This is a genomic window from Kitasatospora sp. NPDC086009 (genome assembly GCF_044540385.1).
Classification (GTDB): Bacteria; Actinomycetota; Actinomycetes; order Streptomycetales; family Streptomycetaceae; genus Kitasatospora.
Genome location: NZ_JBITSA010000009.1, coordinates 168,020 through 183,349 on the forward strand (window position 1 = coordinate 168,020; position 15,330 = coordinate 183,349).

Consider the following 15,330-nt stretch of genomic DNA (forward strand, 5'->3'; position numbering starts at 1 on the left):
CCCGGTCCCGTCGCCAGCTCCGCTACCGATCGGTAGCATGCGGGCATGAGCAGCGCAGAGACCGCCACCCCCGCCGCGCCGGACGCCCGCGTCGAGCGCCGCGCCAAGCGCATCGCCAAGCACCTGACCGCCTTCGCCAAGCAGCACGGCGGCAGCGCCGACGGCGTCGTCGAGTACGTGGGCACCGTCGCCACCCGGATCGTCGTGGTCGGCGCGGACGGCGCCTGGGGCGACCAGGTCGCCCCGAGCTACGCCGTCGGCCGCCGGGCCGCCGAGCTGGCCGGGGTCACCCTGCACGACAGCTTCGAGGGCGAGCTGGGCCTGAAGGTCAGGACCGGCCCGTACGAGTGGAAGCGGATGGCCGGTATCCAGATCGGCGGCTGAGGCCGCGCCGAGTGCGCGAGAGGGGCCCCGGGTTTCCCCGGGGCCCCTCTCGCACGCTCAGACCGCGGCGGTCCGCGGCGCCTGCGCGGGCAGCGGCGCGGTGGGCGCGGCGCCCTCGCGCACGCGCAGCGCCAGCGGGATGCGCAGGACGGCGATCCAGGTGAGCGTGGCGCCCAGCATGTGGATGCCGACCAGCAGCTCCGGGACGTCCGTGAAGTACTGGACGAAGCCGAGCACGCCCTGGAGCAGCAGCACCGCGAGCAGCTCGCGGGCCCGCGCGCGGGCGGCCGGCGGGGCCTTCACGGCGGCGAACACGAAGAGCACCGCGACCGCCAGGCCGACCGAGACGAACGCCAGGTCGGCGTGCACCTGGGCGAGGCGGTCGTAGTCGAGGGGGATCCGCGGCACCAGCTTGTTGTCCTTGGGCGTCCCGGGGTGGTGCCCGGCACCGGTCACCAGCGTCCCGGCCGCCACCAGCAGGCCGATCACGGTGACCAGGACGTAGGAGAGCCGGACGATCGGACCGGCCACCGCCGGCCGCGGCGGGCCGTCGCCCTCGCGCGAGCGCTCCCACATCAGCAGCGCGACCCAGACCAGGGCCATCGCGGAGATCAGGTGGACGGCGACCGTGTAGGGGTTGAGGCCGGTCAGCACGGTGATGCCGCCGATCACGGCGTTGCTCATCACCAGCCAGAACTGGGCCCAGCCGAGCCTGCTCAGACCGCGCCGCCAGGGCCGGTGGCAGCGGGCGGCGAGGATCGCCCAGCCGACCGCGGCGCTCAGCACGTAGGTCAGCATCCGGTTGGTGAACTCGATGATGCCGTGGAGGCCCATTTCGGGCGTCGGCGTGATGCTCTCGCCGGTGCAGCGGGGCCAGGTGGTGCAGCCGAGGCCGGAGGCGGTGAGCCGGACGGCTCCGCCGGTCACGACGATCACCACGCTCATCACCAGCGCGGCGAACGCGGCGCGCCGGACCATGGCGGCGGACGGCTGCCAGCGGTCGGCGAGCAGGGAGAAGGGGGTAGGCACGGGGTCAATCGTAGGCGGCCTTACAGCCGATCTTGGGGCGGGGAGGGGTCGCGCCGGGCGGGTGCCGTCCGGTCCGTCGCGCCGGGGGCCGTCCGGCGGGTCCCGGGCGGGCCGTTCGGCCCGAACGGGACTGTTCGGGCAAGGCGGACATTGGTCTTGACCAATCACTCGGTGGCCGAAAGAGTGCGGCTTGGTCCATACCTTTTTCCGGGACCGCTCCCACCCCCGCACGTAAGCGGAGATCCTGCACATGCGCATACCCACACCCGCCGCAGCGCTCGCACTCGGCGGATCCCTCGCCCTGGCCGGTCTGATCGCCCCGGCCGCGCACGCGGCCGAGCCCGGCCGGCAGTGCCAGAGCCTCGGCGTCGCCAATCTCTACGGGGAGTTCATCGAGGGCGACGACACCCACACGCCGGACGCCGAGGGCGCGGTGGCGGTCGGCGGCAACGCGGACTTCACCGGCGGCTTCTCGGTCGGCCAGGAACTGACCGCGGACCAGGTCGCGGCGCTTCCCGGCGGCAACGCGCTGGTCGTCGCCGGCAAGATCACCGGGCACAACACCCAGGTGATGAAGGGCAACGGCGTCTACGGCTCGAAGGCCCCCGGCGCCGTGGTGGACGCCCACCAGGGCAAGATCAGCCAGGGCGCCTCCCCGATCGACTTCAAGGCCGAGTTCGCCAAGCTCCGCTCGGCCGCCACCGCCCTCGCGGCCGGGGCGCAGACCGCCGGCGCCAAGGTCGAGGCGAAGGGCGCGCAGCTCTACCTGAGCAGCGCCGACGCCACGCTCAACAGCTTCACCGTCAGCGCGGCGACGCTCCAGGGCGCCACCGACGTCTTCGTGAAGGTGCCGGTCGGATCGGTCACCGTCGTCACCGTGACCGGCGACAGCTACGACATGGCCGCCGCCCGGACCACGGGCTTCCACCTGTGGGACGAGGGCAAGAAGGCCTACGTCCTGGACGACAAGCTGCAGAGCGCGTCGGGCGGGGCGGTCCGGGCCAAGCTGCTCTGGAACTTCCCGACCGCCACCAAGGTGGTCAAGAACAGCCAGGCCGCCTGGGCCGGCACCGTGCTGGCGCCGAACGCCGCCTTCGACCTCGGCAGCGGCGGACCGGTCAACGGCTCGGTGATCGCCAAGTCGCTGACCGGCAAGGGCGGCGCGGAGACGCACCACTACCCGTTCACCGGCTGCCTGAACACCGAGGTGCCGCCGACCACCGTGCCGACCGTGCCGCCGGTGGTGCCGAGCGGTTCGCCGTCGCCGTCCTCCACGCCGAGCGCGTCGGTGACCCCGAGCACGCCGGCGACGCCCGGCGCCTCGGTGACCCCGGGCGGCTCCGGGAGCCCGTCCGCTCCGACGACCGGCACACCGGGCCCGGGCGCCACGGGCAGCCCGGCGGCCTCCGCCTCCCCGTCGGCGGCAGTGGTGCCGAGCGCCTCGGCCGCCCCGTCGGCGGAGGCGACCACCGGAGGCGGCCTCGCCCACACCGGCTCCGGCCCGGTCGTCCCGCTGACGATCGCCGGCGCCGTCGTGATCGCCGCTGGTGGCGCGATCGTGGTGGCCACCCGTCGCCGGGCGGCCAGGAAGGCCTGACGGCCCGCCGGGCGACCGTAGTGCTGCCCCCGGTGGTCGGATTCGACCGCCGGGGGCAGTGCGTTTGCGCCACTGTGACGGAATACGTTCAAGTTCGCCGAACGGGTGTCGTGCGAGGTCGCCGCCGTGATGGGCTGCTCTTTGCACAACCGAGGCCGGACGGACAGTCGAAATCCGGTCGTACGGCGGGGTGTGGGGAGGTGAGGGTGTGCCGGTAGAGTCCCCCGGACAGTCGTGGCGGGCCACCGCGAGCCTTTCAACAAGCCTGCTGCGCAAGACCGTTCGGAGGGGACAACGAAATGGCGCGACAGCGGCGGCAGATCGGCATCAGGAACGCGGCACTGGCGGGGACGGCGGCAGCCGCCGTCCTGCTGCCCTTGGCACTGGCGACCAGCGCCTCGGCGCACGCGCCCAAGTGGCAGGTGACCTGCGACAAGATCGTGATCGATCTGACCAACTACAGCGACGCGAGCGGTGTGAAGAACGTCGTCAGCCTGACCGTCGACGGCGAGAAGGTGCTCGACCAGAAGCCGTTCGGCAAGGAGTTCCACGGGACGTTCCCGGTGAAGGACCACGCCAAGCCGGTCAGCGCGACCTTCGTGGTCACCACCACCGAGGACCCGAAGAACGCCGACTGGAACAAGACGGAGACCAAGACGATCGAGGTCTGCCAGACCCCGACGCCCACCCCGACCCCCACGCCCACCAAGACCCCGACCCCCACCCCCACGCCCACGCCCACGCCCACGGCAACCCCGACGCCGACGCCCACCCCGACCCCTACGCCCACCAGGACCCCGACGCCGAGCCCGACGCCGACCCCCACCAAGACCCCCACGGCGACGCCCACCCCGACCCGGACGCCCACCCCGGCGCCGAGCACCGCCACCCCGGGCCCGGTGCTCGCCCAGACCGGTAGCAGCGACGCCACCCCGATCATCGCCGCGGCCGGTGGCGGCGTCGTCCTGCTCGGCGGCGCGCTCGTCCTGCTGGCCCGCAAGCGCCGCAGCGGCGGCAGCGAGAGCTGACGCCCGCGGCCGATCGCACGGTGGCCCCCGCTCGCACGACGAGCGGGGGCCACCGTGCTCTGTGCCGGGGCCCGCGTGGCCTGCTAGCCCGGGGTGACGGTCGCGAAGACGCCCCGGGCGGGTGTGCCGTCCGGCCAGGTCCACCCGGCGACCAGGCGCGCGGCAGGGCCCTTCGCGGCATCCGCGGCCTCCGTGGGCCGCAGGACGCGGTTGAGCCGGACGTCGAACGCCTCGGCGGCCGGTGCGCCGTGCACGGTGACGCCGGGGTCGAGGGTGTCGCTCAGGCTCTGGTGCTGCGGGACGGCCCCGCCGCGCAGGAGCGCGCGCGACTGCGCCGTCACCACCGGGTCGTGGGCGCCGTCGTAGATCCACCGGGTGCCGAGCACCCCGTGCTCGGAGGTGCCGATCAGCGCCTCGGCGGGGGCATCCGCCAGCGCCGTACCCCGGTAGGCCAGCGGCACCAGGTACGCGACCGGTTCCGGCGCGGAGGTGTCCACCACGACCATGAACTCGATCCCGACCTCGCCCGCCGGATCGTCCAGCCGGAACCCGCCGGCCGTCGTCAGTTCCGGGGTGCCTGCGGTGCCCACGTACCAGCTCTGCTTCGGCAGCCAGCCGGTGAGCAGCTCCAGTTTGGTGGGCTTCATGGTGGTGCGGTGGATGGCGGCCATGACTTCCCTCGCGCGTAGATCCGGGCCCGTCCTGCCACGGGATGCGGTCGAACGTATCGGACGGCATCACCCGGTGCGGGCGGGGGCGGTGCCGAACCGGGCCGGGCGCTCGGCGCCGGGCCGGACAAAACGGATTGCCGCCCCTGCGGGGGTGTGCCACTGTTCGGCCGGGACCGAGCAGTTGATCAACGTCGGCAGGTCGGTCGGGCCCCGGGGAATTCGCCGACGGGGCACGGGAATCACGGGAATCGGTGCCATGGGGAATCAGTACGAGGACGAGTGTCGCCGGGCGTTGGCCGGGGAGCAGGCGAAGAGCCTTGCCGAGACCGACCACTGGGAGCACGTGGACCGGGACCGGGTCCACCAGGACTGGGACGCGCTGTACAAGGAGATCGCGGCCGTTCTGGAGGGCTCCCTGCCCGGGGACCCGCAGATCCAGGAGTTCGTCGGCAGGCACTTCGAGATCGCCTGCCGGTTCTACGTCCCCACCAGGAAGGCCTACGTCGGCATGGCGCTCTTCTACGCGGAGAACGACGACATGAGGGACTTCCACAATTCCTACCACCCCAGGATGGTGGAGTTCCTGGGGGAGGCGATGGGCATCTTCGCCGAACGCGGGACCGGCTTCGCCCCGTAGGGCGGGACCCGCCGGTAAGGCCGCGTCGCGGGCTCCCGCCGACGGCCGGGCGGGCTACGCTCGCAGCCAGCACGGGACCGAGGAGATCCGAGGAGGGCGCGACGGCCCGGACCAGCCGCGAACGCGTCATCAGAACGCTGACGTTCTGGCTTCGCCCGGCCTTCGCCCTGCGCTGCGTCAGCCGTTTCCAGAAGCTCGTGGGCTTCGACCGCTCGATGGCCCTGGCCGCCGGCGCGCTGGCGGCGACCGTCCCGCTCTCGATCCTCACCGGCGGCGTCCTGGCGCGCACGGGGCACGCGGACACGGCGGAGCGGATCATCGGCCGCTACCAGCTCACCGGGGAGGGCGCCGATGCCATCCGGCAGGTGTTCGCGGCCTCGTCCGGCACGGCCGCGACCATCGGTGTCTTCGGAGCGGTGTTCCTCGTGATCTCGGTGCTGAGCTTCGCCCGGGCGGTCCAGCGCCTGTTCGAGCAGACCTGGGAGCTCAGACCGCTCAGTGTGCGCAACACCCTGAACGACCTGTGGTGGGTGGCCGGTCTCACCGGCTACCTGATGGCCACCGGTCTGGTCTACGGCTTCCTCGGCCGGGGGCGCCTGCAGCTGGGGGCGGCCGCGGCCGAGGCGCCGGTGACCGCGGCCTTCCTCGTCTGGGGCGGCTGGATCCTCACCGCGCGGCGGGTCGCCTGGCGGGCCCTGCTCCCGTTCGGTGTCGTCGGGGGCGTCCTGGCGGCGGTCTACTCGGTGGGTGCGACGGTCTACCTGCCGCACCTGTTCAGTTCCTCGGCCGCCCGGTACGGCGCCGTGGGCGCCGTCTTCGCGACGCTCTCGGGACTCTTCGGCGCCATGCTCGTCACCGTCGGCTCGGCCGCGCTCGGGCGGGAGGTGCGTGACGAGCTCGTCGGTATCGCCCGGGGTGAGCGTCCGCCCGACGACGAGATCCGCCGCGAGTGGCACACCGTGATCGAGCAGGCGCGGTCGCGGTGGCACACCACCCGGCGGCAGATCGCCCGCTACCGCCGGTCCAAGGACCCGGACGAGCCGAGCGGGCCCTGACCCTCGGGGCGCGCCCCGAGGGTCACTCCCAGCGGAAGAAGCGGGCGGCGGCGGCCAGGGCCACGACCGCCCAGGCGCCCAGGATGCCGAGGTCGGCCCAGGGCACACCGGCGCCGGTCTGGAGGACCGAGCGGAGGCCGTCCGACAGCGCGGCGATCGGGAGCAGCTCCAGCACCGACTGGACGGCGGCCGGGAACCTGCTCAGCGGCACGATCACGCCGCCGGCCAGCAGCAGCAGGACGAAGACCAGGTTGGCGGCGGCCAGCGTGGCCTCCGCCCTGAGGGTGCCGGCCATCAGCAGCCCGAGGCCGGAGAAGGCCGCGGTGCCGAGGACGAGCAGGGCGACGACGCTGAACGGGTCGCCGTGCGGGGACCAGCCGAGGGCGAGCGCGATCACGCTCAGCAGGGCGACCTGGAGCGCCTCGGTGACCAGCACGCAGCCGGTCTTGGCGGTGAGTAGCGCCCAGCGCGGCAGCGGGCTGGCGCCGAGCCGCTTCAGCACGCCGTAGCGGCGTTCGAAGCCGGTGGCGATGGCCTGCCCGGTGAACGCGGTGGACATCACGGCCAGCGCCAGCAGGCCGGGTGCCAGGAAGTCGACGCGCTTGCCGGGGCCCTCGACGGCGACGATGTCGACGGCGGAGAAGAGTACGAGCAGCACCGTCGGGATGATGACGGTCAGCAGCAGCTGTTCGCCGTTGCGCAGCAGCATCTTCGTCTCGAAGGCGGTCTGCGCGAGCAGCATCCGGCCGACCGGGGCGGCGCCGGGCGCGGGCGAGTAGTCGGTGGTCGTCACGAGCGGAGGTCCCGTCCGGTCAGGTCGAGGAAGACGTCTTCGAGGCTGCGGCGCTGCACGGCGAGCCGCTCGGGGAGGACGCCGGAGGCCGCGCACCAACCGGTGACGGTGGCCAGCAGCTGCGGATCGACGGGCGCCTCGACGCGGTAGCTGCCGGGGGAGGCCTCGGTGGCGGTGGCGCCGTCGGGCAGCTCCTTGAGCAGCGGGGCGAGGTCGAGCCCGGGCGGGCCGTCGAAGCGCAGCGAGGACTCGGCGCCGCCGCGGCAGAGCTCGTCCGGGGTGCCCTCGGCGATCACCCGGCCGCGGTCGACGACGGCGACCCGGTCGGCGAGCTGCTCGGCCTCGTCCATGTGGTGGGTGGTGACGACCACGGTGACGCCGTCCCGGCGCAGGTCGCGGACCAGCTCCCAGGTGGCGCGGCGGGCCTGCGGGTCGAGGCCGGCGGTCGGCTCGTCCAGGAAGACCAGCTCGGGCCGGCCGACCACGGCCATCGCCAGGGCGAGCCGCTGCTGCTGGCCGCCGGAGAGCCGGCGGTAGGTGGTCCGGCCGCAGGAGCCGAGGCCGAGGCGTTCGACCAGGGCGTCCACGTCCAGCGGGTGGGCGTGCAGCTTGGCGGTGTGCCGGAGCATTTCGACGGCGTGCGCTCCCGCGTACACGCCGCCGGACTGCAGCATCACGCCGATCCGCGGGCGGAGCTCGGCGCCCTGGGTGACCGGGTCGAGGCCGAGGACGCGGACGGTGCCGGCGTCGGGGCGGCGGTAGCCCTCGCAGATCTCGATGGTGGTGGTCTTGCCGGCGCCGTTGGGACCGAGCACGGCGGTGACGGCGCCGCGCGCGAGGGTCAGGTCGAGACCGTCCACCGCCGTCTTGGTGCCGTAGCGCTTGACCAGCCCGGTGACCCGGACCGCGGGTTCGGAATGCATACCGGCGAGTGTATGAGGCGCGAACACGGCGGCCCGGGGCGGGAGGCCGCGCCGGGGCCGGACGCGGCACCGGACGGGCGGCCGAAGGGGTGGTGGGTGCAGCGGTCGACGGCCTGGTCGGCGGGCCGTCAGGGGGTCCGCCGGGGGGCGGGGAGGGCCGGAACGACCGCCGGAACCGGCGCCAGGTGATCGTTTTCGCAGGTCAGGTAAGGCTTGCCTGCGTGACAGATGACACGAGTGAGGCCTGCATCACGGCTTGTCCCGGCGGAAGTAATTACGCAACAATCGTGTTGTGAAAAACATGCGCGAGCACTCCCCGCAGCAGGAGGCCGAGTCGGCCCCCGGCTGCGCCGTGCCCGCGAACGCGACCGAGGTGCTGCTCGACGGTCACCGCGCGACCCGGGACCGGGTGGCCCGGTCGATCCTCGACCACGGTCCGTCCTCCGCCGCCGACCTGGCGAACCGGCTCGGTCTGACGACCGCCGCCGTCCGCCGTCACCTGGACGGCCTAGCCGCCGCAGGACTGGTCGACGCCCGTGAACAGCGGGTCTACGGCAGCCGCGGCCGGGGTCGCCCGGCCAAGGTCTTCGCCCTCACCGAGTCCGGTCGGGACGCCTTCTACCAGGCGTACGACCAACTCGCGGCCGACGCGCTGCGCTGGATCTCCGACGCGGTGGGCGGCGGCGCGGCGGGCGAGGAGGCGGTCGCCGCCTTTGCCCGCGCCCGGTTCGGCAAGCAGGGTGAGAAGTACCTGGACACCCTGCGCCAGGCCGAGGCCGGTGAGCGGACCGAGGCACTCGCCCGGGCGCTCAGCGCCGACGGGTACGCTGCCACGGTGCGGCGGGTTCCGTCGGCCGCGGCGAAAGCCCCGGCGGGCGCCCAGCTCTGCCAGCACCACTGCCCGGTCGCGCACATCGCCGAGCAGTTCCCGCAGCTCTGCGAGGCGGAGACCGAGGTCTTCTCCCAACTGCTGGGCACCCATGTGCAACGGCTGGCCACCATCGCCCACGGCGACGGGGTCTGCACCACCTATGTGCCGGCACCCGGTGCCGCATCGTCGCCCTCCCTGCGCAGCGCGGGTCCGGGTACCGGTGCAGTGCCGACTGCCGGTACGTCCACCGAAGATTCAGCGTCCGCGCGTTAGGAAGCTCGCATGACTGACACCGTTTCGCACCCGGAGCTCGAAGGCCTGGGCACCTACGAGTACGGCTGGGCGGACCCGGATGCCGCCGGCTCCGTCGCCAAGCGCGGGCTCAGCGAGGACGTCGTCCGCGACATCTCGGCGAAGAAGAGCGAGTCCGAGTGGATGCTGAACCTGCGGCTCAAGGGCCTCAAGCTGTTCGGCAAGAAGCCCATGCCCACCTGGGGCTCGGACCTCACCGGCATCGACTTCGACAACATCAAGTACTTCGTGCGCTCGACCGAGAAGCAGGCCGAGTCCTGGGAGGACCTGCCCGCCGACATCAAGGCGACGTACGACCGGCTCGGCATCCCGGAGGCGGAGAAGCAGCGGCTGGTGGCCGGTGTGGCCGCGCAGTACGAGTCCGAGGTGGTCTACCACCAGATCCGTGAGGACCTGGAGGAGCAGGGTGTCATCTTCCTGGACACCGACACCGCGCTGAAGCAGCACCCGGAGATCTTCGAGGAGTACTTCGGCACCGTCATCCCGGCCGGCGACAACAAGTTCGCCGCGCTGAACACGGCGGTGTGGTCGGGCGGCTCCTTCATCTACGTGCCGAAGGGTGTCCACGTCGACATCCCGCTGCAGGCCTACTTCCGGATCAACACCGAGAACATGGGCCAGTTCGAGCGGACGCTGATCATCGTCGACGAGGACGCCTACGTCCACTACGTCGAGGGCTGCACCGCGCCGATCTACTCCTCGGACTCGCTGCACTCCGCGGTCGTGGAGATCATCGTCAAGAAGGGCGGCCGCTGCCGCTACACGACGATCCAGAACTGGTCGAACAACGTCTACAACCTGGTCACCAAGCGCGCCGTGGCGTACGAGGGCGCGACCATGGAGTGGATCGACGGCAACATCGGGTCCAAGGTCACCATGAAGTACCCGGCCGTCTACCTGATGGGCGAGCACGCCAAGGGCGAGACCCTGTCGATCGCCTTCGCCGGTGAGGGCCAGCACCAGGACGCCGGCGCCAAGATGGTCCACATGGCGCCGAACACCTCCTCCAACATCGTCTCCAAGTCGGTGGCGCGAGGCGGCGGCCGCACCTCCTACCGCGGTCTGATCGAGATCGGCGAGGGCTCCAAGGGCGCGAAGTCCAACGTGCTCTGCGACGCCCTGCTGGTCGACACCATCTCCCGCTCGGACACCTACCCGTACGTGGACGTCCGCGAGGACGACGTGTCGATGGGCCACGAGGCGACCGTCTCCAAGGTCAGCGAGGACCAGCTTTTCTACCTGATGAGCCGGGGCATGACCGAGTTCGAGGCGATGGCCATGATCGTCCGCGGCTTCGTCGAGCCGATCGCGCGCGAGCTGCCGATGGAGTACGCGCTGGAGCTGAACCGGCTGATCGAGCTGCAGATGGAGGGCTCCGTCGGCTGACGCACAGCCGCACGCAGTCCAGCCACCAACTTTGAGGAAGAGAGCACTACGACAGCCATGGCTGACACGCCTTTGAATGTCGCTGGGACCACCGCCGGTTCCACCACCGCCGGTTCGATCGAGGTCGGCACCGCCGGGGCGGGCGCGCAGCTCGCCGGCCCCGGCACCGGCCGCGCGACCGTCCAGCAGCCGATCGACGCCCGCGTCGCCGTCAAGCCCTCCTTCGAGGTCGGCGACTTCCCGGTGCCGACCGGCCGCGAGGAGGACTGGCGGTTCACCCCGCTGCACCGCCTGAAGGGCCTGCACGACGGCAGCGCCGCCGAGGCGGAGAAGGGCGCGGACAAGGTCGAGCTGAGCCTGCCGGACGGCGTCACCGCCGAGACCGTCGGCCGCGACGACGCCCGCCTGGGCAAGGCCGGCAAGCCGGTCGACCGGGTCGCCGCCCAGGCGTTCAGCGCCTTCGAGCAGGCGCTCGTGGTCACCGTGCCCAAGGAGACGGTGCTCACCGAGCCGGTGAAGATCGACGTGCACGGCGAGGGCGGCACCCGCTTCGCCCACGTGGTGATCGACGTCAAGCCGTTCGCCGAGGCCGTCGTGGTGATCAACCACACCGGGACGGGCACCCGCGCGGCCAACGTCGAGCTGCTGCTCGGCGACGGCGCCAAGCTGACCTTCGTCTCCGTCCAGGACTGGGACCGCGACGCGGTGCACACCGCCCAGCAGACCGCCCTGGTCGGCCGGGACGCCTCGCTGAAGTCCGTCGTGGTCACCTTCGGCGGCGACGTGGTCCGCATCCACCCGCGGGTCTCCTACTCCGCTCCCGGCGGCGAGGCCGAGCTGTTCGGCCTGTACTTCGCCGACGCCGGCCAGCACCTGGAGCACCGTCTGGTCATCGACCACGACACCCCGCACTGCCGCTCCAACGTCGTCTACAAGGGCGCGCTGCAGGGCCAGGACGCGCACGCCGTGTGGGTCGGCGACGTGCTGATCCGCGCCGCCGCCGAGGGCACCGACACCTACGAGCTCAACCGCAACCTGGTGCTCACCGACGGTGCCCGGGTCGACTCGATCCCCAACCTGGAGATCGAGACCGGCGAGATCGTCGGGGCCGGCCACGCCTCCGCGACCGGCCGCTTCGACGACGAGCAGCTGTTCTACCTGCGGGCCCGCGGCATCCCGGCCGACGAGGCCCGCCGCCTGGTGGTGCGCGGCTTCTTCGCCGAACTGGTCCAGCAGATCGGCGTCGCCGAGATCCAGGAGCAGCTCATGGAGAAGATCGAGGCCGAGCTGGAAGCGGCGGTCTGAGGCCGATGAGTTTTCTCCGTGCCTGCGCGCTGAGCGAGCTCCAGGAGGACGTGCCCCGGCGCGTCGACCTCAACGGCGTGCCCGTCTCCGTCGTCCGCACCGACGAGGGGGTGTTCGCGATCAACGACACCTGCTCGCACGCGAACGTCTCGCTGTCCGAGGGCGAGGTCGAGGACTGCATGATCGAGTGCTGGCTGCACGGCTCCAGCTTCGACCTGCGCACCGGCAAGCCCTCCGGACTGCCCGCCACCAAGCCGGTCGCTGTCTACCCCGTAAAGATCGAAGGGGACGATGTGCTCGTCTCCGTCAACCAGGAGTCCTGAGTACATATGGCAACCCTTGAAATCCGCGACCTGCACGTCACCGTCGAGGCGGAGAACGGCCCCCGGGAGATCCTGAAGGGCGTCGACCTGACCGTGAAGCAGGGCGAGACCCACGCGATCATGGGTCCGAACGGCTCCGGCAAGTCGACCCTGGCGTACTCGCTGGCGGGACACCCCAAGTACACCGTCACCAGTGGCTCGGTGCTGCTGGACGGCGAGGACGTCCTGGAGATGTCCGTCGACGAGCGGGCCCGGGCCGGTGTCTTCCTGGCCATGCAGTACCCGGTCGAGGTCCCCGGCGTCTCGGTCTCCAACTTCCTGCGCACCGCCGCCACCGCCGTCCGCGGCGAGGCCCCGAAGCTGCGGCTCTGGGTCAAGGAGGTCAAGGCGGCGATGGCGGCCCTCCAGATGGACCCGGCCTTCGCCGAGCGCAACGTCAACGAGGGCTTCTCCGGCGGTGAGAAGAAGCGCCACGAGATCCTCCAGCTGGAGCTCCTCAAGCCGAAGATCGCGATCCTCGACGAGACCGACTCCGGTCTGGACGTCGACGCGCTGCGGGTCGTCTCCGAGGGCATCAACCGGGTCCGCTCGACCGGCGAGGTCGGCACCCTGCTGGTGACCCACTACACCCGCATCCTGCGCTACATCAAGCCCGACTACGTCCACGTCTTCTCGGCCGGCCGCATCGTCGAGTCCGGCGGCGCCGAGCTCGCCGACAAGCTGGAGGAAGAGGGCTACGAGTCCTACGTGAAGGGTGGCGCTTCCGAGTGATCCATACCCCCGAGACGAGTGGCCCCGCCACGGGCCTGCCGGGTCTGCTCGACACCGATGCGATCCGCAAGGACTTCCCCGTCCTGCAGCGCCTGCTGCACGACGACAAGCCCCTGGTCTACCTGGACAACGCCGCCACCTCGCAGAAGCCGCGCCAGGTGCTTGAGGCGCTGAACGCCTACTACGAGCGGCACAACGCCAACGTGCACCGCGGCGTCCACGTGCTCGCCGAGGAGGCCACGGCGCTGTACGAGGGCGCCCGTGACAAGGTCGCGGCCTTCGTCAACGCGCCGAGCCGCAACGAGGTGGTCTTCACCAAGAACGCCTCGGAGTCGCTCAACCTGGTCGCCAACATGCTGACCTGGGCGGACGAGCCGTACCGGGTGGACGCCGACTCCGAGATCGTCATCACGGAGATGGAGCACCACTCCAACATCGTCCCGTGGCAGCTGCTCTCGCAGCGCACCGGCGCGAAGCTGAAGTGGTTCGGGCTGACCGACGAGGGCCGGCTCGACCTGTCCAACATCGACGAGCTGATCACCGAGAAGACCAAGGTCGTCTCGTTCACCCTGGTCTCCAACCTGCTCGGCACGGTGAACCCGGTCGAGGCCATCGTGCGCAAGGCCCAGGACGTCGGTGCGCTGGTCGTCATCGACGCCTCGCAGGCCGCGCCGCACATGGTGCTGGACGTGCAGGCGCTGGAGGCCGACTTCGTCGCCTTCACCGGCCACAAGATGCTCGCCCCGACCGGCATCGGCGTGCTCTGGGGCCGCCAGGAGCTGCTGGAGGACCTCCCGCCGTTCCTCGGCGGCGGCGAGATGATCGAGACCGTCACCATGGGCTCGTCCACCTACGCCCCGGCGCCGCACAAGTTCGAGGCCGGCACCCCGCCGATCGCCCAGGCGGTCGGGCTCGGCGCGGCCATCGACTACCTGTCGAACATCGGCATGGACCGGATCGCCGCGCACGAGCACGCCATCACCGCGTACGCGGTGGAGCGGCTGCTGGAGGTCCCGGACCTGCGGATCATCGGTCCGCGCACGGCCGTGGACCGGGGCGCCGCGATCTCCTTCACGCTGGGCGACATCCACCCGCACGACGTGGGCCAGGTGCTGGACGAGCAGGGCATCGCCGTGCGCGTCGGCCACCACTGCGCGCGGCCGGTCTGCCTGCGGTACGGAATTCCCGCGACCACGCGGGCGTCGTTCTACCTGTACTCGACGCCGGGCGAGGTCGACGCCCTGATCGACGGCCTGCACCACGTCCGGAACTTCTTCGGCTGACGGGACGGCCCACGACATGAAGCTCGACTCGATGTACCAGGACATCATCCTGGACCACTACCGCAACCCGCACGGCAAGGGGCTGCGGGGCGGCGACGCCGAGGTGCACCACGTCAACCCGACCTGCGGGGACGAGATCACCCTGCGGGTGCGGCTCGACGGGGCCACGGTCGTGGACGTCTCGTACGAGTCGCAGGGCTGTTCCATCAGCCAGGCCAGTGCCTCGGTGCTGAACGACCTGGTGGTCGGCAAGACCGTCGGCGAGGCGCAGGCCGTCCAGGAGGCCTTCCTGGAGCTGATGCAGAGCAAGGGCCAGGGCGAGGGGGACGAGGAGGTGCTGGAGGACGCGGTGGCGTTCGCCGGCGTCTCCAAGTACCCGGCCCGGGTCAAGTGCGCGCTGCTCAGCTGGATGGCCTGGAAGGACGCCACCGCCAAGGCCCTGGCCGAGCAGCCCGCCGTGCACGACCTGAACGACTGAAGCAGAAGAGGAGGACAGACACATGAGTGACACCGAGACGCCCGCCCCTTCCGCTGAGGAGGGTCCGACCGTCATCGTCGGCACCACCGCCGGCACCGTCTCCGTCGAGGACCTGACCGAGGCCCTGATGGACGTCGTCGACCCCGAGCTGGGCATCGACGTCGTCAACCTGGGCCTGATCTACGGCATCCACATCGACGAGTCCGACGTGGCCACCATCGACATGACGCTCACCTCGGCGGCCTGCCCGCTGACCGACGTCATCGAGGACCAGGCGAAGACCGCCACCGACGGCCTCGTCCAGGACCTGCGCATCAACTGGGTCTGGATGCCGCCGTGGGGCCCGGACAAGATCACCGACGACGGCCGCGAGCAGCTCCGCGCCCTCGGCTTCAACGTCTGACGGACGTCCTGCGTCAACCCACTGCCGCGCGAGTCTCTCCTTCGGGGGAATCATTCGCGCGGCAGTGGTATGTCTGCGAGC

At 71.6% G+C, this 15,330-nt stretch carries 17 protein-coding genes; 13 read left to right on the forward strand and 4 right to left on the reverse strand.

The genetic code is table 11. From position 1 onward, the window contains the following. Positions 1 to 45: 45 nt before the first annotated feature. Positions 46 to 384: a hypothetical protein gene (locus ACIF6L_RS22395; protein ID WP_329490019.1), complete on the forward strand. Its 339-nt coding sequence runs from the start codon at positions 46 to 48 to the stop codon at positions 382 to 384. 57 nt (positions 385 to 441) lie between these two features. Here ACIF6L_RS22395 and ACIF6L_RS22400 read toward each other — a convergent pair whose 3' ends face one another. Continuing rightward, a complete protein-coding gene (locus ACIF6L_RS22400) occupies positions 442 to 1,422 on the reverse strand; it encodes a heme A synthase (protein ID WP_380386699.1) in 981 nt (326 codons plus the stop codon). A gap of 241 nt (positions 1,423 to 1,663) precedes the next feature. Between ACIF6L_RS22400 and ACIF6L_RS22405 the strand changes: the two genes are divergently transcribed. Both ACIF6L_RS22405 and ACIF6L_RS22410 read left to right on the forward strand, forming a co-directional pair. Further along, positions 1,664 to 3,010 carry a choice-of-anchor A family protein gene (locus tag ACIF6L_RS22405; protein WP_396489975.1) on the forward strand — a complete coding sequence of 449 codons (1,347 nt, stop codon included), beginning with the start codon at positions 1,664 to 1,666 and terminating at the stop codon, positions 3,008 to 3,010. A 299-nt stretch (positions 3,011 to 3,309) separates the two neighbouring features. Further along, positions 3,310 to 4,038: an LAETG motif-containing sortase-dependent surface protein gene (locus ACIF6L_RS22410; RefSeq protein ID WP_396489976.1), complete on the forward strand. Its 729-nt coding sequence runs from the start codon at positions 3,310 to 3,312 to the stop codon at positions 4,036 to 4,038. An 83-nt stretch (positions 4,039 to 4,121) separates the two neighbouring features. On the opposite strand, the gene ACIF6L_RS22415 is transcribed toward ACIF6L_RS22410, so the two are convergent. After that, on the reverse strand, positions 4,122 to 4,709 hold the full coding sequence (locus ACIF6L_RS22415; protein WP_396489978.1) for a 1,4-alpha-glucan branching protein: 588 nt from the start codon (positions 4,707 to 4,709) through the stop codon (positions 4,122 to 4,124). A gap of 256 nt (positions 4,710 to 4,965) precedes the next feature. On the opposite strand from ACIF6L_RS22415, the gene ACIF6L_RS22420 reads away from it, so the two are divergent. Further along, entirely contained in the window at positions 4,966 to 5,346 is a 381-nt protein-coding gene (locus ACIF6L_RS22420; protein ID WP_396489980.1) for a TipAS antibiotic-recognition domain-containing protein, read from the forward strand. A 197-nt stretch (positions 5,347 to 5,543) separates the two neighbouring features. Then, the gene (locus ACIF6L_RS22425; protein ID WP_396489981.1) at positions 5,544 to 6,401 is read left to right on the forward strand and encodes a YhjD/YihY/BrkB family envelope integrity protein; all 858 of its coding nucleotides are present in this window, start codon (positions 5,544 to 5,546) and stop codon (positions 6,399 to 6,401) included. Between the two features lie 22 nt (positions 6,402 to 6,423). Here ACIF6L_RS22425 and ACIF6L_RS22430 read toward each other — a convergent pair whose 3' ends face one another. Both ACIF6L_RS22430 and ACIF6L_RS22435 read right to left on the reverse strand, forming a co-directional pair. Continuing rightward, a complete protein-coding gene (locus ACIF6L_RS22430) occupies positions 6,424 to 7,143 on the reverse strand; it encodes an ABC transporter permease (RefSeq protein ID WP_329492288.1) in 720 nt (239 codons plus the stop codon). A 47-nt stretch (positions 7,144 to 7,190) separates the two neighbouring features. After that, positions 7,191 to 8,117: an ABC transporter ATP-binding protein gene (locus tag ACIF6L_RS22435; RefSeq protein ID WP_396489982.1), complete on the reverse strand. Its 927-nt coding sequence runs from the start codon at positions 8,115 to 8,117 to the stop codon at positions 7,191 to 7,193. A gap of 301 nt (positions 8,118 to 8,418) precedes the next feature. On the opposite strand from ACIF6L_RS22435, the gene ACIF6L_RS22440 reads away from it, so the two are divergent. From ACIF6L_RS22440 to ACIF6L_RS22475, 8 genes are read left to right on the forward strand one after another with little or no spacing between them, the layout of a single operon-like run. After that, positions 8,419 to 9,261 carry a helix-turn-helix transcriptional regulator gene (locus ACIF6L_RS22440; RefSeq protein ID WP_396489984.1) on the forward strand — a complete coding sequence of 281 codons (843 nt, stop codon included), beginning with the start codon at positions 8,419 to 8,421 and terminating at the stop codon, positions 9,259 to 9,261. Between the two features lie 9 nt (positions 9,262 to 9,270). Continuing rightward, the gene (gene sufB / locus ACIF6L_RS22445; protein WP_329490027.1) at positions 9,271 to 10,686 is read left to right on the forward strand and encodes a Fe-S cluster assembly protein SufB; all 1,416 of its coding nucleotides are present in this window, start codon (positions 9,271 to 9,273) and stop codon (positions 10,684 to 10,686) included. Between the two features lie 57 nt (positions 10,687 to 10,743). Next, positions 10,744 to 11,991, forward strand: coding sequence for a Fe-S cluster assembly protein SufD (gene sufD / locus ACIF6L_RS22450; RefSeq protein WP_329490028.1), 1,248 nt, complete (start codon positions 10,744 to 10,746; stop codon positions 11,989 to 11,991). Between the two features lie 5 nt (positions 11,992 to 11,996). Continuing rightward, positions 11,997 to 12,314 carry a bifunctional 3-phenylpropionate/cinnamic acid dioxygenase ferredoxin subunit gene (locus tag ACIF6L_RS22455; protein ID WP_352288157.1) on the forward strand — a complete coding sequence of 106 codons (318 nt, stop codon included), beginning with the start codon at positions 11,997 to 11,999 and terminating at the stop codon, positions 12,312 to 12,314. A gap of 6 nt (positions 12,315 to 12,320) precedes the next feature. Next, positions 12,321 to 13,085, forward strand: a complete 765-nt coding sequence (gene sufC / locus ACIF6L_RS22460; protein WP_329490030.1) for a Fe-S cluster assembly ATPase SufC — start codon at positions 12,321 to 12,323, stop codon at positions 13,083 to 13,085. Continuing rightward, the gene (locus ACIF6L_RS22465; RefSeq protein WP_380386702.1) at positions 13,085 to 14,368 is read left to right on the forward strand and encodes a cysteine desulfurase; all 1,284 of its coding nucleotides are present in this window, start codon (positions 13,085 to 13,087) and stop codon (positions 14,366 to 14,368) included. Before sufC ends, ACIF6L_RS22465 begins: the two co-directional genes overlap by 1 nt. 16 nt (positions 14,369 to 14,384) lie before the next feature. Next, on the forward strand, positions 14,385 to 14,846 hold the full coding sequence (gene sufU / locus ACIF6L_RS22470; RefSeq protein WP_396489986.1) for a Fe-S cluster assembly sulfur transfer protein SufU: 462 nt from the start codon (positions 14,385 to 14,387) through the stop codon (positions 14,844 to 14,846). Positions 14,847 to 14,868: 22 nt separating this feature from the next. Next, positions 14,869 to 15,249: a metal-sulfur cluster assembly factor gene (locus ACIF6L_RS22475; protein ID WP_329490032.1), complete on the forward strand. Its 381-nt coding sequence runs from the start codon at positions 14,869 to 14,871 to the stop codon at positions 15,247 to 15,249. Positions 15,250 to 15,330 lie beyond the last annotated feature (81 nt).